The sequence below is a fragment of the Streptomyces sp. NPDC001732 genome (assembly GCF_053596315.1).
Window position 1 is genome coordinate 1 of the sequence record NZ_JBSFFY010000007.1, and the last position, 21982, is coordinate 21982.

The following is a 21982-nucleotide window of genomic DNA, read 5'->3' on the forward strand; positions in this document are numbered from 1 at the left end:
GTTCCGGACCCGGCCCCCCCCGCCCCCGCCGCCCCCCCCGCCCCCCCCGGCCGGCCCGGGGCCGCGCGACCGTGACACACCCGCCCCGCACCCGCGCCCCGGGCCGGGCTCTTCCGTTCCCGGAACGGCGGTCGTCCCGCGGGCGCCGGTCCGGGGGCGCTTCGGGCGGTCGGCGCACCGGCCGTCCCGCCGCCGGTCCGCTACAGCCGCTTCAGCCGGGCGACCGCCTCGGTCAGCACGTCCGTGCGCTTGCAGAAGGCGAACCGTACGAACGGCGCCCCCTGCTCCCGGTGGTCGTAGAAGACCGCGTTCGGGATGGCGACGACCCCGCACCGCTCGGGCAGCGCCCGGCAGAAGGCGAAGCCGTCGCTCTCGCCGAGCGGGCGGATGTCGGTGGTGACGAAGTACGTCCCGGCCGGGCGGTACACCTCGAAACCCGCCTCGGCGAGCCCGTTGCTCAGCAGGTCCCGCCCGGCGCGCAGACCGGCGCGCAGCGTGTCGTAGTAGCTGTCGGGCAGGCGCAGGGCCTCGGCCACCGCGTACTGGAACGGGCCGGCCGACACGTACGTCAGGAACTGCTTCGCCGAGCGGACCGCGCTCACCAGCTCGGGGCTCGCGGTGATCCAGCCGACCTTCCAGCCGGTGAACGAGTACGTCTTGCCGGCCGAGCCGATGGTGACGGTCCGCCCGCGCATGCCGGGGAAGCCGGCGAGCGGGAGGTGCTCGCCCTCGAAGACGAGGTGCTCGTAGACCTCGTCGGTGACGACGAGGAGGTCGCGCTCGCAGGCGAGTGCGGCGATCGCGCCGAGTTCCTCGCGGGTGAGGACGGTGCCGGTGGGGTTGTGCGGGGTGTTGAGCAGGATCAGCCGGGTGCGGGAGGTGACGGCGGCGCGCAGTTCGTCGAGGTCGAGCCGGTAGGTGCCGGTGGCCGCGTCGGGGCGGAGGGTTACGGGAACGCGCTGGCCGCCCGCCATGGCGATGCAGGCGGCGTACGAGTCGTAGTACGGCTCCAGGGCGATGACCTCGTCGCCGGGTTCCAGCAGGGCCAGCAGGGAGGCGGCGATGGCCTCGGTGGCCCCGGCGGTGACCAGGACCTCGGTGTCGGGGTCGTGGGCCAGGCCGTAGCGCCGCTGCTGGTGGTCGGCGATCGCGGTGCGCAGCTCGGGAACGCCGGGGCCCGGCGGGTACTGGTTGCCCCGCCCGTCGCGCAGGGCCCGGACCGCGGCCTCCCGGACCTCCTCCGGGCCGTCGGTGTCGGGGAAGCCCTGGCCGAGGTTGATGGAACCGGTCCGTACGGCGAGCGCCGACATCTCCGCGAAGATTGTCGTACCGAACTCCGCGAGGCGGCGGTTGAGCAGCGGTCGTCCCTGTGTCATGGCGGCCATCCTGCGGGCAAGCTCTGGAGTTGCTCAAGTCTGCTTTGGCCGTTCGGGGGCGGGGGAATTCCCCGGTCACGCAGGAAACGAAGAAGGCGCGCGAGCGCGCGGAAGCGGGGGGACCTCGCTTCGGGGGAAGGAAGGACGTGAGGTCGGTGCAGGACTTCGGAGGTCCGGTCGGATGGGTCGTGGGGGGCGCCGTGGTCGCGACGATCGTCGTGATCCTGGTGAAGGGGAGGAAGAAGCCGAAGGCGGTGAGCCTGCCGGGGCCGCGGGGGCGGAGCACGGGGACCCGGGGACGCAACAAGCGGCGGGGGTCGAGCGGGAACAGCTGGTGGGCCGGGGGTGACAGCGGGGGCGGCTCGTCCTGCGGAAGCAGCGGGCACTCCGGCGGGCACTCGTGCGGCGGGGGCCACTCCTCGTGCGGCGGCGGCTCGTCCTGTGGCGGTGGCGGCGGCTGTGGCGGAGGCAGCTGACCGGTCCCTTCCGCGGAGGCGGTCGGTACGGCGTTCGGTACGGCAGTCGGTGTGGCCCGCGCGGTCGGTGTGTCCGGTGTGGCCTCCGGTGCGGCTGGTACGGAGGTGGCGTCAACCCCAGAAGCCCAAGGCATTCAGGTAGTTGACGCCGGAAGGTTGACGCCAGCAGGTCGACGTCAGGGCCGGGCGACGGAGCCGGACGGTCCGGCTCCGCGCGGCCGGTGCGCGCCGACGTCCGGTGTGCGGCAGGTGTCCGGCGGGTGAACTCCCGCCGGGCACCTTTTTGTTGGGGGCCTCGCGAATCGCAGGTGAACACGTATCCGAAGGAACCCCGGGGGGAGGGAAATCACGGCAAGTTGGGTAAAAATGCTGTGGATGCGGCTTATCCGTGATTCCCTCGTTTGAGAGAACATCCAGCCCTCGGACCCCAGTTGGACCTGATGGGGCGCTATAACCTCCCGCGTTCATCGCGCCGGGGCGCCCCCTGTCCATGCGTCCTTGCTTGCTTGCGGAGCCGACCCATGCTCACGACCCTCCAGACGGCCTACTCCGACACCCGTGCTGCCGACCTGGCATGGGCGCTGGGGCGTGAACCGCTCCCGGCCCTGGCGGTGCTCGACCTCGAACTCGCGGGCGCCAGGCTGCAGATGCGCCTGCTCGGCGCCTCCCACCAGGTACTTCTGGAAGAGGACAGCGGCACCTGTTCCGAAACCGTGGCGTGCCTCCCCGGCAGCAGAACGCCGCTGCCGCTCGGTGTGTCCAAACGGCTCGGCGATTGGGAGTACGAATTCGCGGCGCGCGTCGAGACGCTCTCGGAGGGCTCGTTCGCGGGGCGCGCGCAGGAACTCCTCGCGCTGGTGGCCGACCATCCCCACGGTCTCGCCGGTACGTTCCCCGGCAGCCCGCACGCCTTCACCGCCATGCTCGCCCAGCGGACGGAGGGCCAGGTGCGGTGGCGCACCTGGCACGCGTACCCCCAGGAGGGGCAGCTGGTGGTGACACGCACCAGGATGGGCGCGCGGAAGCCCGCCGCGGCGCTCTGAAACGTCCCAACTCCTTGGGAGTACGCCACTTGCACCCTTGTGGGTGACAGGCTGCCACGCTTTCGTGACGTAGCGTTCGCATCATGATCGACCAGCAGGTTTCGCTGCGAGGGGGCGCGGCGCGTCTTCCCGTGCGACCGAGGACCGGTCGGTATCTCGTGCTGTCCGCCGTCTTCATCTGCGCCGCCTGCGGTCTGGTGTACGAGCTCGAACTGGTGGCGCTCGCCTCCTATCTGATCGGTGATTCCGTCACCCAGGCGTCCATCGTGCTTTCCGTGATGGTGTTCGCGATGGGGGTCGGCTCGCTTCTCGCGAAACGTTTGCGCAGTCATGCCGCGGTGGGGTTCGGGCTGATCGAGACGGCTCTCGCGCTCATCGGCGGTTCCTCGGCGCTCGTGCTGTACGCCTCGTTCGCCTGGTTCGGGGAGTCGCGGCCGGCCCTGGTCGGTTTCTCGTTCACGATCGGCGTCCTGATCGGCGCGGAGATCCCGCTGCTGATGACCCTGATCCAGCGCGTCGACCGGCAGGACGTGGGCGGCGCCGTGGCGGACCTGTTCGCCGCCGACTACGTGGGCGCGCTGGTCGGCGGGCTCGCCTTCCCCTTTCTGCTGCTGCCGGTGCTGGGGCAGCTGACCGGGGCGCTGCTCACCGGCGCGATCAACGCGGCGGCGGGCGGGGCGCTGGTGCTGTGGGTGTTCCGGCGGGACCTCACCCCGCGCTCCCGGCTGCTGCTGGTCGCGGTCGACGTGGCGGTGATCGCCGTCCTGGCCGTCGCCACCGTGCTGGTCGACGACTTCGAACGGGCGGCGCGGCGCGCGGTGTACGGGGACGGGGTGCGGGTCGCGATGCAGACCGAGGTGCAGGAGGTCGTGCTGACGGGGTCGGGCCGCGACTCCCTGCATCTGTACCTGGACGGGCGGTTGCGGGTCAGCGCGCGCGACGAGCACCGCTACCACGAGGCGCTGGTCCACCCGGCGATGAACGGGCCGCGCGCCCGGGTCCTGATCCTGGGCGGGGGCGACGGCCTCGCCGCCCGGGAGGTGCTGCGCTACCCGGACGTGCGCGGCGTCACCCTGGTCGAGCTCGACTCCGGCGTCACCCGCTTGGCCAGGACCGACCGGGCGCTCTCGGAGCTGAACGACCACGCGTACCGCGATCCGCGGCTCACCGTCGTCACCGCCGACGCCTTCACCTGGCTGCGGGCGGTGCGCGACAGCTACGACGTGGTGATCTCCGATCTGCCCGATCCGGTGATCTCCGCCAGCACGAAGCTGTACTCGGCGGAGTTCTACGGCCTGGTCGAGGAGGTCCTCGCGCCCGGTGGCCGGGTGGTGGTGCACGGCGGCCCGGCGGGGTCCCGGCCGCGTACGTACTGGACGGTGGAGGCGTCGATGCGGGAGGCGGGTCTGCACACCCGCCCGTACCGGATCAGGGGCCGGCTCTCCGATTTCGCGTCCGGTCCCGACCGGGCCACCCGTCGGGACCGGGCCGCGTGCGACTGGGGCTTCGTCCTCGCCGGGCCGGGGCGCACACCCGGGCTGGGCCTCGCCCCGGCGGCGCCGGAGCTGCGCTCGTTGACGGCGTGGGCGCTGACGAGCGCGGGGCGGGAGGTGGAGGGTTCACGGCTTTCGGGCCTGCCGCCGTCGACGCTGGTGCACCCGAGGTACTGGGAGGACCGATGAGGGCGGGCGCGAGGGGCGGGGCGGCGGGGGTTCCGCGGGGGCGGAACCGCTGACGCGACGGCCGGGGCTGAGTAGGCTCGGTTTCCATGGAGCATGAGGTGTTCGTTCCGGTTCCGGTCCCGTCCCTCCGGCGGACGCTGGGCGACCCCGCCCGCGTCGCACGTTGCGTGCCGGGGCTGCAGCAGGACGCCGAGGCGTCCGTGGGCCCGTTGTCCGGCCGGCTCAAGGTCCGGGTCGACGGCCACACGATCACGTACCGCGGCACCCTGAGATTCGCCGACGCACCGCAGCACGGCGGCCCGGAGGGTTCGCGCGGGGCCGCGGTCCTGGTGACGGGTGAGGGCGCCGAGGCCAGGGGCAGCGGCTCGGCGAAGCTGACCCTGACGATCGGCTTGACCGAGCGGGACGGCGGCACGGCGATCGGCTTCACGGGAACGGTGAGCGGTGACGGCAGGCTCCTGGACCTGGACGCGGCGGCGGCGCTCGCGGCGGGCCGCCGGCTGCTGGACCGCTTCGCCCAGCAGCTCGTGACGGAAACGCTGGCATCCGGGTCCGGCCTCGGGGAGTCGGAGCCGGAGTCGGGGACGGACGGCGCAGAGGCGCCCGAGGCCGGGACGCCCGAGGCCGGGACGCCCGGCGATACGCGGCACGAGGCGCTCGGGGAGGCCGAGCGGGCCGTCGGCGAGGCCGTGGAGCAGGCCATCGAGGAGGGGGCCGAGGAGGCCGACACGACCGGTGCGGGTCTCGCCCGGGACATCGCCCCCGAGGCCGACGACGACGTCCCGCCCCCGTACGACGCCACCTCGGACGAAGCCACCTCGGCCGGGGGCCCCGGGAGTCCCGGGAGTGCCGGAAGTCCTGACAGCGACGGAAGTGCCGGGGACGCCGGTGACGTGGGCAATCCCCCGGGCACCGGTTCCGTCTTCGACGCGCCCGTTCCCCCGCCCTCGCTCGATCCCGACGCGGAGGAGGAGTTCGCCGAACCCGAGGACCTCCCGGCGGAGGCCGCGCACGCCAGGCGCACCATGATCGGCCGCAGCGCCGAGGAGGTCGACCACGCGCCGCCGCGCGGCCGGTACGCCCCCGTGCCCTCACCCGATTCGACCACCACGGGCGCCACGCTCCGCTGGCTCGCCCCGGCCGCCGCGCTCGCGCTGGCGTCCGCCGTGGTGGTCGGCCGTGCGCTGAGGCGGCGGAGGTAGCCGCCGCGCCAGTAATGTCGGGCGGGTGAGTAGCAGCGAGAAGGACGTCCGGCTGTCCGTCGGCGACGCAGAGTTGACCGTGAATCCCGCCAACGGCTGTCGTATCGACAGCCTGCGCATCGGCGGCACCGAGCTGCTGCGGCAGGGGGAGCGGTACGGCTGCTTCCCGATGGTGCCGTGGTGCGGACGCACGGGGTACGGACTGTTCCGCAACGGCGACGTCCCGCACCGGCTGCCGCTGAACTCCCCGCCGCACGCCATCCACGGCACCGGCCGGGACACCGCCTGGCGCACCGCCCGGGTCGGCGAGCGGGACGCCTCGTTCTACTACGACCTCGTCGACCCCTGGCCGTACCCGGGCCGGGTGACCCAGACCTTCGAGCTGGCCGAGGACTCCCTGACGCTCGCCTTCGGCATCGAGACGTACGGGGACTCGTTCCCGGCACAGGCCGGCTGGCACCCCTGGTTCCTGCGCAACCTCGGCGACGGGGGCGAGGACGTGCGGCTGAGCTTCGACGCGGAGTGGCAGGAGGAGCGGGGCGACGACCACCTGCCGACCGGCCGCCGCATCCCGCCCCTGCCCGGCCCGTGGGACGACTGCTTCGGGATGCCGGACGGTGTCGAGGTGACGCTCACCTGGCCGGAGCAACTGGAACTGACCGTGAAGAGCCGGTCCGAGTGGGTCGTGATCTACGACGAGCAGGACGAGGCGGTCTGCGTGGAACCGCAGTCCGGGCCGCCGAACGGGCTGAACACCGCGCCCCGCTACGTCAACCCGATCGACCCGCTGGAGATCGCGACGACCTGGAGCTGGCGCAAACTCTGACCCGGCACGGCACCCGTCGGCCCGGCGCAACGGCTGCGGACCCGGCACGGCGCCCCTCGGGCCGGCGCAGCGGTGGGCGTGGGGGGCGATACGGGCGGCTTAAGCTCGTAGCCATGACTGACGTACGTGCTGAGCTGCTCCAGCAGATCAAGGACAAGGCCGTGGTACACGGCAAGGTGACCCTCTCCTCGGGTCTTGAGGCCGACTGGTACATCGACCTGCGCCGCATCACGCTGGACGGCAAGGCCGCTCCGATGGTCGGTCAGGTCATGCTCGACGCCACCGCCGAGCTGGACTACGACTGCGTGGGCGGGCTGACGCTGGGGGCCGACCCGGTCGCCACGTCGATGCTGCACGCCTCCGCCGCGCGCGGGCAGGAGCTGGACGCGTTCGTCGTCCGCAAGGCCCAGAAGGCGCACGGGATGCAGCGCCGCATCGAGGGCACGGACGTGAAGGGCCGCCGCTGTCTGGTGGTCGAGGACACCTCGACCACCGGCGGTTCGCCGCTGACCGCCGTCGAGGCGGTGCGCGAGGCCGGCGGTGAGGTCGTCGCCGTTGCCGTGATCGTGGAGCGGGGCGCGGCCCCGGCCATCGCCGAGGCGGGTCTTCCGTATGTCCACGTCTACTCGGTGGCCGACCTCGATCTCGCCTGACGTATGGTCTGACCTGCGGCTTTTTCGGGGGTGGGCGGTTTCACGTGAAACTGCCCACCTCTTTCGCATGCCCGCCGGGCGCCCGTCGCCCGCTTGCCGGGGGGCAGTCGGGCGACGGGTCGGGTGGAGCCGCGGCGAGAGTCTGGGAAGATGGGGGCGACGATGATGTCGCCCCCAGGTCAGGGAACCAGCACGCACACCCGCATATCCCAAGGAGCGGACACATGCCCATCGCAACCCCCGAGGTCTACGCCGAGATGCTCGACCGGGCGAAGGCAGGGAAGTTCGCCTACCCGGCCATCAACGTGACGTCGACCCAGACCCTGCACGCCGCACTGCGCGGCTTCGCGGAGGCGGAGAGCGACGGCATCGTCCAGATCTCCACCGGCGGTGCGGAATTCCTGGGCGGCCAGTACAACAAGGACATGGTCACGGGCGCCGTCGCCCTGGCCGAGTTCGCGCACATCGTCGCCGCCAAGTACGGCATCTCGGTCGCGCTGCACACCGACCACTGCCCGAAGGACAAGCTGGACGGCTACGTGCGTCCGCTGCTCGACATCTCCGCCGAGCGCGTCGCCCGGGGCGAGAACCCGCTGTTCCAGTCCCACATGTGGGACGGCTCGGCCGAGACCCTCACCGACAACCTGGCCATCGGCCAGGAGCTGCTGGCCAAGGCCGCCGCCGCCAAGATCATCCTTGAGGTCGAGATCACCCCGACCGGCGGCGAGGAGGACGGCGTCTCGCACGAGATCAACGACGAGCTGTACACCACCGTCGACGACGCGCTGCGCACCGCCGAGGCGCTCGGCCTGGGCGAGAAGGGCCGCTACCTGCTGGCCGCCTCCTTCGGCAACGTCCACGGCGTCTACAAGCCGGGCAACGTCGTGCTCCGCCCCGAGCTGCTGAAGGACCTCCAGGAGGGCGTCGCCGCCGAGTACGGCAAGGCGTCCCCCTTCGACTTCGTCTTCCACGGCGGTTCCGGCTCCACCGAGCAGGAGATCGCCACCGCGCTGGAGAACGGCGTCGTGAAGATGAACCTCGACACCGACACCCAGTACGCCTTCACCCGCCCGATCGTGGACCACGTGTTCCGCAACTACGACGGCGTGCTGAAGGTCGACGGCGAGGTCGGCAACAAGAAGGTCTACGACCCGCGCAGCTGGGGCAAGTCCGCCGAGGCGGGCATGGCCAAGCGCGTCACGGAGGCCTGCGCCAACCTGCGTTCCACCGGCACCCGGCTGAAGTAGGCACGGCCGGTACGACTGGTACCGAGCGTGGCCGCGGGCCCGGTATCCCCTCGGGGTACCGGGCCCGCGGTGTGTTTCCGAGAAGGTGGGTCCGGGGCTCCGGCGATCCCGGGGCCGTGTTTCCGAGAGAGTGTGTGAGGGAGTGCTGTGAGTTCCGGTGCGCGCCATGACCATGACTTCGACGCCGTCGTCGACCGCAGGGGCACCTGGTGCGTCCAGTGGGACGGGGTCGCGGACCGTTTCGGGGTGGACGGGCTGCTGCCCTTCACCATCTCCGACATGGACTTCGAGACCGCCCCGGAGGTGCTGGACGCGCTGCGGGCTCGCCTCGACCACGGGGTGTTCGGCTACACGGACTGGCGGCTGGGCGACTTCCGCTCGGCGATAGCCCACTGGTACGCGACGCGCCACGGGACGGAGGTGGACACCGGGCTGCTGGTGTACGGGCCCTCCGTGCTCAGTCAGCTTTCGCAGCTGCTCCAGATGTGGACGGCCGAGGGGGACGGCGTGGTCGTCCACACCCCCACGTACGACGGTTTCCGCAAGGCGGTCACCGGGCTCGGGCGGGAGCTGCGGGGCGTGCCGGTGGGGGACCGGGCCGCGCTGGAACGCGAACTGGCCCGCCCCGACAGCAAGGTCCTGGTCCTGTGCTCGCCGCACAACCCGACGGGCCGGGTGTGGACCGAGGCCGAGCTGGGCGAGACGGCGTCGCTCGCCGCGCGGTACGGGGTCGCGGTGATCAGCGACGAGATCCACGCGGACTTCGTGCACGAGGGGCATGTGCACGTGCCGTGGACGAGGGTCGCGGGCGAGGGCCGCTGGGCGCTGGTCACCTCCGCGTCGAAGGCGTTCAACTTCCCGGCGCTGACCGGTTCGTACGGGCTGATCGGCGATGCCGCCGACCGGGCGGAGTACCTGCGCCGGATGGAGACGGCCGAGGGGCTCGCCTCCCCGGCGGTGCTGTCGCTGACCGCGCACATCGCCGCGTACCGGGAGGGCGGGGCGTGGCTGGACGCGGCCCGCGCCTACACCGCCGGGAACCTGGCGATGATCGCGCGGCGGCTGAACGAGGCGTTCCCGGAGCTGGGCTGGGAGCCGCCGCAGGCCGGTTACCTGGCGTGGATCGATCTGCGACCCGCGGGCATCGACGGGGACGAGGCGTTGCAGCGGGTGCTGATCGAGCGGGAGAAGGTCGCGGTGATGCCGGGCGGGGTGTACGGGGCGGAGGGCTTCGTGCGGCTGAACGTGGGCTGCCCGCGGTCCAAGGCGGAGGCCGGGGTGGACGCGCTGATCCGCGGCATCCGACAGGTACGGGAGAGCGCGCCCGGGGCGGGGTGACGGCAGGGGCGGCCCCGGGAGCGGGGCGGCCCGATCCCGGGGCCCGTTGGGTGGCTGTCTCTCGGGTGCCTGGGGCGTCCGTGCCCCGAGCGCCCCGCGGATGCCGGTCTCCCGATGGCTCTCCCGGCGTGGAGCGGCGATGCTGCTCGTATGCCCGACGCAGCAGGGACAGGAGCCGTCCGGGTCGCCTCCGCCACCGGACGCCGGGTCGTCCTCACCACCGTTCTCGGGTCCAGCATGGCCATGCTGGACTCCACCGTCATCAACGTCGCCCTGCCCCGCATCGGCGAGGACCTCGGCACCGGCCTGGCAGCCCTCCAGTGGACCGTCAACGCCTACATGCTGACCCTCGCCGGGCTGATCCTCCTCGGCGGCGCCCTCGGCGACCGGTACGGAAGGCGGCGGGTGTTCGTCGTCGGGGTCGTCTGGTTCGCCACCGCGTCCGTGCTCTGCGGGATCGCGCCGAACGCCGCAGTCCTGATCGCGTCCCGCGCCCTCCAGGGCATCGGCGGAGCCCTGCTCACTCCCGGTTCGCTGGCCCTGATCCAGGCGACTTTCCACCCCGACGACCGGGCCCGCGCGGTCGGCCTGTGGTCGGGGTTCGGCGGGGTCGGGGCGGCCGTCGGACCGTTCGTCGGCGGCTGGCTCGTCGACGGACCCGGCTGGCGCTGGGTGTTCCTGCTCAACGTGCCGCTCGCCGTGGTCTGCGTGCCGGTGGCGCTGCGCCACGTACCGGAATCACGGGACCCGCACGCCCACGGGCGCTTCGACGTGCTCGGGGCGGTGCTCGGTGCGCTCGCCCTCGCCCTGGTGACGTACGCGCTGATCGAGGCGCCGGGGCAGGGGGCGTCCGGCGCGGTGGTCGGGGCGGCCGTCGGCGGGGTCCTGCTCGGGGTGGTGTTCGTGCGGGTGGAACGCGGGCGGGAGGCGCCGATGCTGCCGTTCTCGGTGTTCGCGTCCCGGCAGTTCACCACCGTCAACGTCATCACCCTCTGTGTGTACGCGGCACTGGGCGGGTTCTTCTTCCTCTCCGCGATCCAGCTCCAGGTGGCCGCCGGGTACTCGGCCCTCGGCGCGGGCACGGCGCTGCTGCCGACGACCGTGCTGATGTTGCTCTTCTCGGCCGCCTCGGGAGAGCTGGGCCGGCGCATCGGGCCCCGGCTCCCGCTCACCGTCGGCCCGCTGGTCGCCGCCGCCGGAATGCTGCTGATGACCCGGGTCGGGCCGGGGTCGGCCTCCGTGTTCGGCTACCTCACCGACGTGCTCCCCGCGGTCACCCTGCTCGGCGTCGGACTCGTCACCCTGGTCGCGCCGCTCACCGCGACGGTCCTGGCCTCCGTGGACACCGCACGGGCCGGTCTCGCCAGCGGGATCAACAACGCGGCGGCCCGCGCCGCCGGACTGCTCGCGGTGGCCGCGTTGCCGCTGCTCACCGGCATGGGCCCGGAGGCGTACCGGGACGCCGACGAGTTCGCCGCGACCTTCCGCCGGGCCATGCCGATGTGCGCCGGACTGCTCGTGCTGGGCGCGGTGATCGCCTGGACGACGGTGCGCGGGGCGCCGGCCCCGGCCGACGAGGAGGAGCACGCCCGGCCCGAGTGCGCGGTGCACTGCGGCGTCACCGCCCCGCCGCTGGAACCCGAGCAGGAGGGGCACGGGGAGCGCGAGGGGCACGAGGAGCGCAAGGGGCGGGACGGGGGGTGAACCGGCCGGTGCGTCCGAGCCGCGGCCTGTGTACCGTTTCCGCCCCGGCGCGGGGGCGCTCGGGCACGCCGCCCGGCTACCCCCGGTGCACCTGTGCCAGGCACACTTGAACCCATGTCGATCCACGAGAACCTGCTCGGGGGCCCGCCCCCGACCCACCTGCCCGACGACCCGGAGCCGCGCGAGCTGCTCGCGAACGGCACGGCCCCCGCCGACGTCGCCGCGAAGTACCCGACCTCCTCCCTGGCCTGGGCACAGCTCGCCGACGAGGCGTTCGAAGGCGGGCGCGTCATCGAGTCGTACGCCTACGCCCGCACCGGCTACCACCGCGGCCTCGACGCGCTGCGCAGGGCCGGCTGGAAGGGCCACGGCCCCGTGCCGTTCGAGCACGAGCCGAACCGCGGCTTCCTGCGCGCCCTGCACGCCCTGGCGCGGGCCGCCCGGGAGATCGGCGAGCAGGACGAGTACGAGCGCTGCTCGACGTTCCTGCGCGACTCCTCGCCGACCGCCGCCGAGACCCTCGGCTAGCCGAGCCCGCCCGGCCGGGACCGTACGGCCCTCCTCCACGGGTCTTCTCCGCGGACGGAGTGCTCGTGGTCCCGGCGTGCTCGTAGGCCCGACGTATCCGCAGGACGTACCAGTGCGTATGCGGACGGTCCGGACCCCGCGACGTGCCTCCCGGAGGCGGCGCGTCCGCGGGGTCCGCGCGTTCTTCGGGGGCCGTTTAGTATGCGGGCAGGGGACCGGAGCTCCACCACCTCACGGAAGGGGCGGACCGCTACCCGGAAGCTTGTGTCGAGGAGACAGAAATGTCGACGATTCACCCCGACCCCGAAGCCACCGGTGCGCAGACCCCGCACCTCGACTTCGCGGGAACGACCCCGTACGAGGACTACGTCCAGGCGGACGTCCTGACCCACCTCCAGCACCCTCGCTCCGACGATCCGGGCGAGATGGTCTTCCTGGTCACCACCCAGGTCATGGAGCTGTGGTTCACCGTCATCGTCCACGAGTGGGAGACCGCCGCACACGCCCTGCGTGAGGACCGGCTGACCGTCGCACGCGACGCGCTCAAGCGCTCGGTGCGCGAACTGGAGGCGCTCAACGCCTCCTGGATCCCGCTCGCCCAGCTCACCCCCGCCCAGTTCAACTCCTACCGGTCCGCCCTCGGCGAGGGTTCCGGCTTCCAGTCGGCGATGTACCGGCGGATGGAGTTCCTGCTCGGCGACAAGTCCGCGTCCATGCTCGTGCCGCACCGGGGCGCGCCCCGCGTCCACGCCGAGCTGGAGAAGGCGCTCGCCGAGCCGGGGCTGTACGACGAGACGCTCGCCCTGCTCGCCCGGCGCGGCTACGCCGTGCCGCAGTCCGTGCTCGGCCGGGACCTGACGCAGAAGTACGAGCCGTCCCCCGAGGTCGAGGCCGTCTGGGCGGAGATATACGCCGACCCCGACCGGCACGAGGACCTGGTCCGCCTCGGCGAGGCGCTCACCGACGTCGGCGAGCTGGTCTGGCGCTGGCGCAACGACCACCTCGTCGCCACCCGGCGCGCGATGGGCTCGAAGACCGGCACCGGTGGTTCCGCCGGGGTCGCCTGGCTGGAGAAGCGGGCCACGAAGAGCGTCTTCCCCGAGCTGTGGACGGCGCGCAGCCATGTCTGAGACCTTCACCGTCATGTCCGGGACCCTTGCCGCGCGCGCCGCGGCACTCGACGCCGCCGACCCGCTCGCCGGTCTGCGGAAACTGTTCGCCCTCGACGACACCGTCTACCTCGACGGCAACTCGCTCGGTGCGCTGCCCGCGCACGTGCCCGCCCGGATGCAGGAGGTCCTCGCCCGCGAGTGGGGCGAGCTGCGCATCCGGTCCTGGGACGAGAGCGGCTGGTGGACCGCGCCGGAACGGATCGGCGACCGGATCGCCCCGCTGGTCGGGGCCGCCGCCGGACAGGTCGTCGTCGGCGACTCCACCAGCGTGAACGTCTTCAAGGCCGTCGTCGCCGCGACCCGGCTGGCGCCGGAGGGGCGCGACGAGATCCTCGTCGACGCGACGACGTTCCCGACGGACGGGTACATCGCCGCGTCCGCGGCCCGGATGACCGGCCACCGGCTCGTCCCGGTCGTCCCCGCCGAGGTGCCCGGTGCGCTGGGCCCCCGTACCGCGGCCGTCCTGCTCAACCACGTCGACTACCGCACCGGCAGGCTCCACGACCTGCCCGGACTCACCGCCGCCGTGCACGCGGCGGGCGCCGTCGCCGTCTGGGACCTGTGCCACAGCGCGGGCGCGCTGCCGGTCGGCCTCGACGAGCACGGCGTGGACCTGGCGGTCGGCTGCACGTACAAGTACCTGAACGGCGGCCCGGGGGCGCCCGCCTACCTGTACGTCGCCGAACGCCACCAGCGGGCCTTCGACTCGCCGCTGCCCGGCTGGACGTCGCACGCCGACCCGTTCGGCATGACCCCCGGCTACACCCCCGCCGACGGCGCCGTACGGGGCCGGGTCGGCACCCCCGACATCCTGTCCATGCTGGCGCTCGAAGCGGCGCTGGACGTGTGGGACGGGGTGGCGATCGACGAGGTGCGGGCCAAGTCCCTGGCGCTGACGGACTTCTTCCTGGAGTGCGTCGCCGCGTACGTGCCCGGGGAGGACCGGGTCACCTCGGTCACCCCGGCCGCGCACGCCGAGCGCGGCAGCCAGGTCGCGCTGCGGTGCGCGGACGCGGAGCCGGTGATGAGCGAGCTCATCGCGCGCGGCGTCGTGGGTGACCTGCGGCGTCCGGACGTACTGCGCTTCGGGTTCACACCGCTGTACGTCGGGTTCGCGGACGCGGAGAAGGCGGCGCGAGTACTGGGCGAGGTACTGGCGGAACGGGGCTGAGGCCAGGGGGTCGGGGCCGGGACCGGGACCGGGGCGTTCGGGCCCCGGGGTCCGCTCGGGAGTGCCGTGCTCCCGGGCCCCGGCCCGGCCTCGACCTCACTCCGCCCCCGAGCCGGAACCGACCCGGCTTACGGCGCTGTTTTCGCCGTGACTCCTCGGCCGGGACGGGCCTCGGCCGTGCTGGTACCGTCCCCGCAGATCAGGCCAGTCGAGCTCAAGTTCGGGCTCAAGTACAGGACGGACGGTTGAAGCAGCATGTCGGATTCTGCCGCGCGTGATCGGGACGCAGCCGAGATCGAGTCGGCCTTCTCGCATCCACCCGTCGCCCCCGACTCCTCCGCCGCCTACGGGGACCACCCCGACCAGCTGATCGACTTCTACGCCCCGCGCGACGGCCGGGCCGGGGCGCCGGTCGTGGTCGTCCTGCACGGCGGGGCGTGGCGGGCGCCGTACGACCGGCAGCACGTGTCGCCGTTCGCGGACTTCCTGGCCCGGCGCGGGTTCGCCGTGGCCAGTGTCGAGTACCGGCGCGGCGGCGAACCCCCGCGGCAGCGGGAGGACGGCGGCCCGGTCGCGGGCCGCTGGCCGGAGACCTTCGACGACGTCGCCGCCGCGCTGGACGCGCTGCCCGAACTGCTGCCCCGGGAACTCCCGGAGGCCGACAGCAGGCGGATCGTCCTCACCGGGCACTCCGCCGGCGGGCAACTGGCCCTGTGGGCCGCCGCCCGCCACGTACTGCCCGAGGGTTCGCCGTGGCGGCTGCCCGAGCCGCCGCCGCTGCGGGGCGTCGTGGCCCTCGCGCCGATCGCCGACTTCGCCACCGCCGTGGAGCTGAACGTGTGCTCCGGGGCGGTCGGCCAGCTGCTGGGCCGCGAGGAGGACCACGGGGAGCGGGCGCCGCTCGCCGACCCGGCCGTGCTGCTGCCCACCGGCATCGCGACCACCGTGGTGCAGGGCACCACCGACCTGGAGGTGCCGCAGGCGGTCGCGGAGGCGTTCGTCGACGCGGCGGCGAAGGCGGGCGAGACGGTGGGACTGACCCTGCTCTCCGACATCGGCCACTTCCCCCTCATCGACCCGGCGGCGGACGCGTGCGCGGTCGTGGCGGAGGAGCTCGCACAACTGGCCTGGTGAGAAGACCGGGGCAGAAGACCGGGGCATGCCCACCGCTGGGCCGGGCCGTGCGGGTGGGCGTCGGTGAGGGCCTGGGCGGTGGGAGACGGTGGTGCGGAGGGGGGCCGTAGTACTTGCGACGGACGGCTCAGGATCCGTATCACTGCTGACGACCGGCTCCGGGCCCGCCCCCTACCGTGGAAGCGTGACCGAGACCAAGAGCAGAAGCCCGGAGTTCCGGATGGCCGCGGGGGCGATGAACGGCCTCCGGCAGGCCCTTTTCCACGATGCGTTCGCCTACCGCCCGCTGCCGCCGCTGCGGATCGACGGGCCGATGGTCCGCCTGCTTCCGGAGCGGATACGGCCGCGTGCCATATGGACGCTGCACGCGGTGGTGCTGCTGGCCGCGGTCCTCACCTTCCTGCTGGGGGTCGTCGAGTCGAGCTACCCCCTCGCCGAGGTGATCGCGGTGGTCCCGGCCATCTGCGTCGCGATGACGCTGGTCAGGCCGGTCGGCGCGTTCTGGTTGTCGCTCGCGACCACCCTGGTGACCGCGGTGCTCGGCGATCACGGGTGGCCGTGGGGGGCGAGCACGTTCTTCGCGCACCTGGTCGTGCTGGTCGTCGTCGCGGCCAGGACCCGGCCCCGCACCGCCGCTTGGATGTGGGTCCTCACCGTGCTCCTCGGCATGTTCATGGAGAACCTCTCCTGGCATGCCGCGACGAGCACCGTGGGCATGGCCGTGGTCTCCGCGCTCGCCCTGCTCGTGGTCGCCATGGTGCAGATCCGCCGCGACGCCGAACACGAGGTGACCGTGCAGCGCACCGTGACCGCCGTCGAACGCGACCGGCGCACGCTGCTGGAGGAGCGCACCACCATCGCCCGCGAGCTGCACGACGTGGTCGCGCACCACATGTCGGTCGTCGCGATCCAGGCCGAGGCCGCCCCCTACCGGGTGGAGAACCCGCCGCCCGAGCTGGAGCAGGCGTTCGTCACGATCCGGGAGAACGCCGTCGCCGCCCTCACCGAGCTGCGTCGGGTCCTCGGCGTCGTACGGGCCGAGGACCAGCAGGCCCCGGAGGCCCCGCAGCCCACCCTCGCCCAGCTCGACGGACTCCTCGCCAATGTGCGCGAGGCGGGCCTGGAGACGGAGAAGACGGTGACCGGTGCGGTACGGGAACTGCCGCAGGGCGTCGAGCTGTCGGCGTACCGGATCATTCAGGAAGCCCTCAGCAACACGCTGCGGCACGCACCGGGCGCCACCGCCGGGGTGGAGATCAGCTACGTGCTGGGCGGACTCGGCCTGCGGGTCGTCAACGGGCCGCCGACCGGTCCGGTGAAGCCCTCGCCGGGCGCCGGTCACGGCATCACGGGGATGCGGGAGCGAGTCGCGATGCTGGACGGTGCCATGACGGCCGAGGCCACGGCGGAGGGCGGTTACGAGATCACCGCGTTCATCCCCGTGCAGGCCGCCGACCCCGGGGAGCGGGAGCAGGACGGGACGCGCGGGGTCGATTTCGGGAAGCCCGGGAAGACGGAACCCATGGAACAGGCGGGACCAGCGGACCGGGTGGAACGACCGGAACAGGCGGGACCAGCGGACCGGGTGGAACGACCGGAACAGGCGGGACCGGAGGGGCAGACCGGACCGGAGGGGCAGGCCGGACACCCAGAAACGGCGGGTCAGGCGGGAACTGCGGACCGGGCGGAACGAGCATGAGCACTGCCATCACCTCCGCCACCAGTGCCTCCGCCGCCGCCCCGCCCATCCGGGTGCTGATCGTCGACGACCAGATGATGGTCCGCGAGGGCTTCTCGGTGCTGCTCAACGCCATGCCGGGGATCGAGGTCGTCGGCGAGGCCGTCGACGGCCGGCAGGCCATCGCGCAGGTCGCGGCCCTGCGCCCCGACGTGGTCCTGATGGACATCCGCATGCCGGAACTCAACGGCATCGAGGCCACCCGCGAGATCGTGGCCGCCGACGCGGACGCCAAGGTGCTGGTGCTGACCACCTTCGACCTCGACGAGTACGTGTACCAGGCACTGCGCGCCGGGGCGTCCGGCTTCCTCCTCAAGGACGCCTCCGCCCGCCAGCTCGCCGACGGGGTACGGGTGGTGGCCGCGGGCGAGGCGCTGCTCGCCCCGACCGTCACCAAGCGGCTGATCAACGAGTTCTCGAAGATCGCGGAGAGCCCGCGCCCGCCTGCCCTCGCCCGGATCGGCGACCTCACCGAGCGCGAGACGGAAGTACTGGTGCTCATCGCGCAGGGCCGGTCCAACGCCGAGATCGCCTCGCACCTGGTGGTCGCCGAGTCCACCATCAAGACGCACGTCAGCCGCATCCTGGTGAAACTGGGCCTGCGTGACCGCACCCAGGCGGCCGTCTTCGCGTACGAGGCCCGCCTGGTCACACCCTCCTGAAACCGGAACAGGGCGTTCATCCTGGTTTCAACCGGTACGGGTGGGTGGTCGGCAGGCGCCGGGGCCGGTTAGCGTCCGACCATGCACCCGTCTTTCCCTTCTGCGGCCGATGCCCGCTTCGACCCCTGGTCCCCGGCCTTCGTGGCCGACCCGTACCCCGCCTACGCCGCGCTGCGGGCCGCCGGCCGGGTGCACTATTTCGAGCCGACCGACCAGTGGCTCGTACCGCACTACGCCGATGTGTCCGCGCTGCTGCGCGATCGTCGGCTGGGCCGCACGTATCTGCACCGCTTCACCCACGAGGAGTTCGGCCGCACCCCGCCGCCCGCCGAGCACGAGCCGTTCCACACCCTCAACGGGCAGGGGATCCTCGACCTGGAGGCCCCCGACCACACCCGTATCCGGCGCCTGGTCTCCAAGGCGTTCACCCCGCGCACGGTCGAGCAGCTCGTCCCGACCGTGCGGCGACTGGCCGCCGAACTGGTCGACTCCTTCGTCGAGGCGGGCGGGGGCGACCTGCTCGCGGCCGTCGCCGAACCGCTGCCCGTGGCCGTCATCGCCGAGATGCTCGGCATCCCGGAGTCCGACCGGGCCCCGCTGCGGCCCTGGTCCGCGGCGATCTGCGGCATGTTCGAACTGAACCCCTCCGAGGAGACCGCACGGGCCGCCGTCCGCGCCTCGCTCGACTTCTCCGCGTATCTGCGCGAACTGATCGAGGAACGGCGCAAGAACCCCGGTACGGACCTGATCTCCGCACTCATCGCCGCCCACGACGAGGGGGAGCGGCTGAGCGAGCAGGAGATGATCTCCACCTGCGTGCTCCTGCTGAACGCCGGCCACGAGGCGACCGTCAACACCACGGTGAACGGCTGGTGGACGCTGCTGCGCCACCCCGAGCAGCTGGCCGCCCTGCGCGCCGACCACGGGCTGCTGCCGACGGCGATCGAGGAGCTGATGCGGTACGACACCCCTCTGCAGATGTTCGAACGCTGGGTCCTCGACGACATCGAGATCGACGGCACGGTCATTCCGCGCGGCTCGGAGGTCGCCCTGCTCTTCGGTTCCGCGAACCGCGACCCGGCCCGCTTCACCGACCCGGACACCCTGGACCTGGCCCGGGGGGAGAACCCGCACATCACCTTCGGCGCGGGCATCCACTTCTGTCTGGGAGCCCCGCTGGCCCGCGTCGAACTCGCCGCCTCCTTCGGAGAGCTGCTGCGCCGCGCCCCGAACATGCGGCTGGTGGCCGAACCGGAGTGGAACCCGGGCTACGTGATCAGGGGCCTGAAGGAACTCCGCGTGGAGCTGTGACGGGGGAGGGGCGAACGCCGTGAAGCCGTGAGGGACCCGCCTTCCCCCGGGCCCCTCCGGCCCCTCCGGACCCCGCTCCCCCTCGGGCCTCAGCTCAGCACATCGCGTCGGCGCAGTGCCCCCAGACCGGCCCCGGCCAGCACCACCGCGACGGCCGTGAGCGCGAGCACCGGGCCCCACTCCATTCCCGTGCCCCCCGGCAGCTTCGGCAGGTGCGTGAACGGCGATACGTTCATCACCGCCTGCGGAACATCGATGGCGGGGCCGAGCCATCCCAGCGCCAGGCAGATCCCGGCCACGCCCCAGGCCGCCGTCGCGGCCTTCGGGAACGCCCCGTACAGCAGGACCGTCACCCCGCCCAGCAACCAGATCGCCGGGAGCTGGACCAGCGCCGCACCCAGCACGGCCGGCAGCTCGTGTCCGTAACCGGCGGCCAGGCCGAGGCCACCGGCCGCCATGAGCAGGGTCGCGCCGCCGAACGCGATGACCAGATGCCCGGCCGCCCACCGGATCCGGCTCACCCCGGCCGCCAGCACCGGTTCGGCGCGGCCCGCGGTCTCCTCGCCGTGCGCTCTCAGCGCCGACGCGACGATGTACAGCGCCGCGACCACCCCCAGCACCGAGACCATCGCGGCGAGGAACGCGTCGGTCAGACCGGCCTGCCCGCCCATCCGCTCGAAGATCTCTCTCGTCTTCTCGTTGTCCCCGACGAGATCGGCCGCCCCGCCGGTCAGCCCGCCGAAGACGACCCCGACCGCGGCGAAGGACAGCGTCCACCCGATCAGCGCACCGCGCTGGAGCCGCAGCGCGAGACCGAACGCCGTGGAGATCCGCCCCTGCGCGGGGCCCGGCCGGGTCGCCAGGAAGCTCATGCCGACATCGCGCCGCCCGGCCAGGGCGTACGCGGCGGCGGCCTGGACCGCGACCGCCGCCGCGACGACGAGCAGCACCCACCAGCGCTCGTCCGCGTAGGCGCGCACGTTCTCCGCCCAGCCGATGGGGGAGAGCCAGGTCAGCACGGACGAGCCGTCGTCCGTCGCCGAGTCGCCCGCCGCCTTCAGTACGAACGCGGCACCGATCACCGCCGCCGTGAGTCCCTTGGCGAGCCGCGCGCTCTCGGTGAACTGCGCGGCGATCGCGGCGGTGCAGGCGAACAGCACCCCCACCCCGGCGACCGCCAGGGCCAGCGCCACCGCCCCCGCGCCGCCCGCACCGGACCCGGCCATGCCCGCCACGATCACCAGGGCTAGCGCCGTGTTGGCGATCACCGCGGCGAGGAGCGCGGCGGTCAGCGGGGCGCGGCGCCCCACCATCGCGGAGGAGAGCATCTCCTGGCGGCCGGTCTCCTCTTCCTCCCGGGTGTGCCGGACGACGACGATCAGGCTCATCACGGCCGCCAACGCGGCACCGAAGGCGACCATTCGCCAGCTGACGAGCCCGCCCACGGAGTCGTCGAAGACCGGCCCGTACATCGCCCGCAGCGAGCTGTTGCCGTTCATCGACGCGGCGAGCTCGGCGCGTCGGTCGGCGGTGTCGTACAGCGAGGCGAGGGACTTCCCGACGGACGAGAAGGAACCGCCGAGCACGAGCACCCAGATCGGCATGATGATCCGGTCGCGGCGCAGGGCGAGCCGCAGCAGCGCCCCCGTGCCGGCGAGCTGCCCGGTCCCGGCCCGGGACCGGCGCCGGGTGCCGGCCGGGGCGGTTGTCGTCACGGCAGTCATCGCGCCCCCACCCCCGCACCTTCGTCGCTGCGGGCCGGGTCCGTCGCGTAGTGGCGGAGGAAAAGCTCCTCCAGGGTGGGCGGGGTGCTGGTCAGCGTCCGCACCCCCGAGGCGGAGAGCGATCTGAGGACGGCGTCCAGCTTGTCCGTGTCGACCTGGAGCGTGACCCGCAGGCCCTGGACTTCGAGGTCGTGGACACCGGGCAGCTGCGCGAGCCCGTCCGGCGCACCGGCCAGCTCGGCGCTGATGTTCGTACGCGTCAGGTGGCGCATGTCCGCCAGCGAACCCGACTCCACCGTCCGCCCCTGCCGGATGATGCTCACCCGGTCGCAGAGCGACTCGACCTCGCTGAGGATGTGACTGGACAACAGGATCGTCCGCCCGCGCGCCCGCTCCTCGGCGACGCAGTCCTGGAAGACCTCTTCCATCAGGGGATCGAGGCCGCTGGTCGGCTCGTCCAGGATCAGCAGGTCCACGTCGGAGGCGAACGCGGCGACGAGGGCGACCTTCTGCCGGTTTCCCTTGGAGTACGTCCGCCCCTTCTTGGTCGGGTCCAGCTCGAACCGGTCGACGAGGTCGGCGCGCCGGGCCCGGTCGAGGCCGCCGCGCAGCCGCCCGTACAGATCGATGACCTCGCCGCCGGAGAGGTTGCGCCACAGCGTGACGTCACCCGGGACGTACGCCACTCTCCGGTGCAGCTCGACCGCGTCGGCCCACGGGTCGCGGCCGAGGAGCCGGGCGCTGCCGGAGTCGGCCCGCAGCAGGCCCAGCAGCACCCGGATGGTGGTGGACTTCCCCGATCCGTTGGGTCCGAGGAAGCCGTGGACCTCGCCGGTCCCGACCGTGAGGTCGAGGCCGTCCAGCGCGTGTGTCCGACCGAACGACTTGTGCAGCCCGGCCACCGTGATTGCCTTCGTCATGTTTTGAACGTACGCTACTTTCACAAATTTGTGAAGTTAAGGAAGCGTATAAAGTTGGAGACACGGGGGAGGCCG

Annotated in this window: 18 protein-coding genes; 15 read left to right on the plus strand and 3 right to left on the minus strand. The window is 72.8% G+C overall.

Features of this window, described 5'->3' with window-relative positions:
- Positions 1-200: 200 nt before the first annotated feature.
- Positions 201-1376 carry a pyridoxal phosphate-dependent aminotransferase gene (locus ACWCXX_RS10010; protein WP_451125858.1) on the minus strand — a complete coding sequence of 392 codons (1176 nt, stop codon included), beginning with the start codon at positions 1374-1376 and terminating at the stop codon, positions 201-203.
- A 997-nt stretch (positions 1377-2373) separates the two neighbouring features.
- Between ACWCXX_RS10010 and ACWCXX_RS10015 the strand changes: the two genes are divergently transcribed.
- The 15 genes from ACWCXX_RS10015 (at position 2374) to ACWCXX_RS10085 (ending at position 19263) form a co-directional block, all read left to right on the plus strand.
- Positions 2374-2895, plus strand: a complete 522-nt coding sequence (locus tag ACWCXX_RS10015) for a DUF2617 family protein (protein WP_451125859.1) — start codon at positions 2374-2376, stop codon at positions 2893-2895.
- A gap of 83 nt (positions 2896-2978) precedes the next feature.
- On the plus strand, positions 2979-4577 hold the full coding sequence (locus ACWCXX_RS10020) for a polyamine aminopropyltransferase (RefSeq protein WP_451125860.1): 1599 nt from the start codon (positions 2979-2981) through the stop codon (positions 4575-4577).
- Between the two features lie 86 nt (positions 4578-4663).
- On the plus strand, positions 4664-5779 hold the full coding sequence (locus ACWCXX_RS10025; RefSeq protein WP_451125861.1) for an SRPBCC domain-containing protein: 1116 nt from the start codon (positions 4664-4666) through the stop codon (positions 5777-5779).
- 25 nt (positions 5780-5804) lie between these two features.
- Positions 5805-6605, plus strand: a complete 801-nt coding sequence (locus tag ACWCXX_RS10030) for an aldose epimerase family protein (protein WP_451125862.1) — start codon at positions 5805-5807, stop codon at positions 6603-6605.
- A 113-nt stretch (positions 6606-6718) separates the two neighbouring features.
- Positions 6719-7258, plus strand: coding sequence for an orotate phosphoribosyltransferase (gene pyrE, locus ACWCXX_RS10035; protein ID WP_136326594.1), 540 nt, complete (start codon positions 6719-6721; stop codon positions 7256-7258).
- Positions 7259-7482: 224 nt separating this feature from the next.
- Positions 7483-8505, plus strand: a complete 1023-nt coding sequence (fbaA, locus tag ACWCXX_RS10040; protein ID WP_451125863.1) for a class II fructose-bisphosphate aldolase — start codon at positions 7483-7485, stop codon at positions 8503-8505.
- A 147-nt stretch (positions 8506-8652) separates the two neighbouring features.
- Entirely contained in the window at positions 8653-9843 is a 1191-nt protein-coding gene (locus ACWCXX_RS10045; protein ID WP_451125864.1) for a MalY/PatB family protein, read from the plus strand.
- A gap of 150 nt (positions 9844-9993) precedes the next feature.
- Positions 9994-11547: an MFS transporter gene (locus ACWCXX_RS10050; RefSeq protein ID WP_451125865.1), complete on the plus strand. Its 1554-nt coding sequence runs from the start codon at positions 9994-9996 to the stop codon at positions 11545-11547.
- Positions 11548-11661: 114 nt separating this feature from the next.
- A complete protein-coding gene (locus tag ACWCXX_RS10055; RefSeq protein WP_451125866.1) occupies positions 11662-12075 on the plus strand; it encodes a DUF3151 domain-containing protein in 414 nt (137 codons plus the stop codon).
- Positions 12076-12356: 281 nt separating this feature from the next.
- Entirely contained in the window at positions 12357-13205 is an 849-nt protein-coding gene (locus ACWCXX_RS10060; protein WP_451125867.1) for a tryptophan 2,3-dioxygenase family protein, read from the plus strand.
- On the plus strand, positions 13198-14418 hold the full coding sequence (kynU, locus tag ACWCXX_RS10065; RefSeq protein WP_451125868.1) for a kynureninase: 1221 nt from the start codon (positions 13198-13200) through the stop codon (positions 14416-14418). The genes ACWCXX_RS10060 and kynU overlap by 8 nt, the downstream gene beginning before the upstream one ends.
- Before the next feature lie 255 nt (positions 14419-14673).
- Positions 14674-15552: an alpha/beta hydrolase gene (locus ACWCXX_RS10070; protein ID WP_451125869.1), complete on the plus strand. Its 879-nt coding sequence runs from the start codon at positions 14674-14676 to the stop codon at positions 15550-15552.
- A 235-nt stretch (positions 15553-15787) separates the two neighbouring features.
- On the plus strand, positions 15788-17251 hold the full coding sequence (locus ACWCXX_RS10075) for a histidine kinase (RefSeq protein WP_451126025.1): 1464 nt from the start codon (positions 15788-15790) through the stop codon (positions 17249-17251).
- Positions 17248-17952 (plus strand): response regulator, encoded by a 705-nt coding sequence (locus ACWCXX_RS10080; protein WP_451125870.1) that lies wholly within the window; start codon positions 17248-17250, stop codon positions 17950-17952. Before ACWCXX_RS10075 ends, ACWCXX_RS10080 begins: the two co-directional genes overlap by 4 nt.
- An 81-nt stretch (positions 17953-18033) precedes the next feature.
- On the plus strand, positions 18034-19263 hold the full coding sequence (locus tag ACWCXX_RS10085; protein ID WP_451125871.1) for a cytochrome P450: 1230 nt from the start codon (positions 18034-18036) through the stop codon (positions 19261-19263).
- Between the two features lie 89 nt (positions 19264-19352).
- Here ACWCXX_RS10085 and ACWCXX_RS10090 read toward each other — a convergent pair whose 3' ends face one another.
- A complete protein-coding gene (locus ACWCXX_RS10090) occupies positions 19353-20987 on the minus strand; it encodes an ABC transporter permease (RefSeq protein WP_451125872.1) in 1635 nt (544 codons plus the stop codon).
- Complete coding sequence (locus tag ACWCXX_RS10095; protein WP_451125873.1) at positions 20984-21907, minus strand: ABC transporter ATP-binding protein; 924 nt, start codon at positions 21905-21907, stop codon at positions 20984-20986. The genes ACWCXX_RS10090 and ACWCXX_RS10095 overlap by 4 nt, the downstream gene beginning before the upstream one ends.
- Positions 21908-21982 lie beyond the last annotated feature (75 nt).

What these genes read in the sequence shown, in the direction of transcription:
- ACWCXX_RS10010 (WP_451125858.1), bottom strand. Translation starts at nt 1,376, where the DNA reads ATGACACAGGGACGACCGCTGCTCAACCGCCGCCTCGCGGAGTTCGGT.
- ACWCXX_RS10015 (WP_451125859.1), top strand. Translation starts at nt 2,374, where the DNA reads ATGCTCACGACCCTCCAGACGGCCTACTCCGACACCCGTGCTGCCGAC.
- ACWCXX_RS10020 (WP_451125860.1), top strand. Translation starts at nt 2,979, where the DNA reads ATGATCGACCAGCAGGTTTCGCTGCGAGGGGGCGCGGCGCGTCTTCCC.
- ACWCXX_RS10025 (WP_451125861.1), top strand. Translation starts at nt 4,664, where the DNA reads ATGGAGCATGAGGTGTTCGTTCCGGTTCCGGTCCCGTCCCTCCGGCGG.
- pyrE (WP_136326594.1), top strand. Translation starts at nt 6,719, where the DNA reads ATGACTGACGTACGTGCTGAGCTGCTCCAGCAGATCAAGGACAAGGCC.
- fbaA (WP_451125863.1), top strand. Translation starts at nt 7,483, where the DNA reads ATGCCCATCGCAACCCCCGAGGTCTACGCCGAGATGCTCGACCGGGCG.
- ACWCXX_RS10050 (WP_451125865.1), top strand. Translation starts at nt 9,994, where the DNA reads ATGCCCGACGCAGCAGGGACAGGAGCCGTCCGGGTCGCCTCCGCCACC.
- ACWCXX_RS10055 (WP_451125866.1), top strand. Translation starts at nt 11,662, where the DNA reads ATGTCGATCCACGAGAACCTGCTCGGGGGCCCGCCCCCGACCCACCTG.
- ACWCXX_RS10060 (WP_451125867.1), top strand. Translation starts at nt 12,357, where the DNA reads ATGTCGACGATTCACCCCGACCCCGAAGCCACCGGTGCGCAGACCCCG.
- kynU (WP_451125868.1), top strand. Translation starts at nt 13,198, where the DNA reads ATGTCTGAGACCTTCACCGTCATGTCCGGGACCCTTGCCGCGCGCGCC.
- ACWCXX_RS10070 (WP_451125869.1), top strand. Translation starts at nt 14,674, where the DNA reads ATGTCGGATTCTGCCGCGCGTGATCGGGACGCAGCCGAGATCGAGTCG.
- ACWCXX_RS10075 (WP_451126025.1), top strand. Translation starts at nt 15,788, where the DNA reads ATGAACGGCCTCCGGCAGGCCCTTTTCCACGATGCGTTCGCCTACCGC.
- ACWCXX_RS10080 (WP_451125870.1), top strand. Translation starts at nt 17,248, where the DNA reads ATGAGCACTGCCATCACCTCCGCCACCAGTGCCTCCGCCGCCGCCCCG.
- ACWCXX_RS10085 (WP_451125871.1), top strand. Translation starts at nt 18,034, where the DNA reads ATGCACCCGTCTTTCCCTTCTGCGGCCGATGCCCGCTTCGACCCCTGG.
- ACWCXX_RS10090 (WP_451125872.1), bottom strand. Translation starts at nt 20,987, where the DNA reads ATGACTGCCGTGACGACAACCGCCCCGGCCGGCACCCGGCGCCGGTCC.
- ACWCXX_RS10095 (WP_451125873.1), bottom strand. Translation starts at nt 21,907, where the DNA reads ATGACGAAGGCAATCACGGTGGCCGGGCTGCACAAGTCGTTCGGTCGG.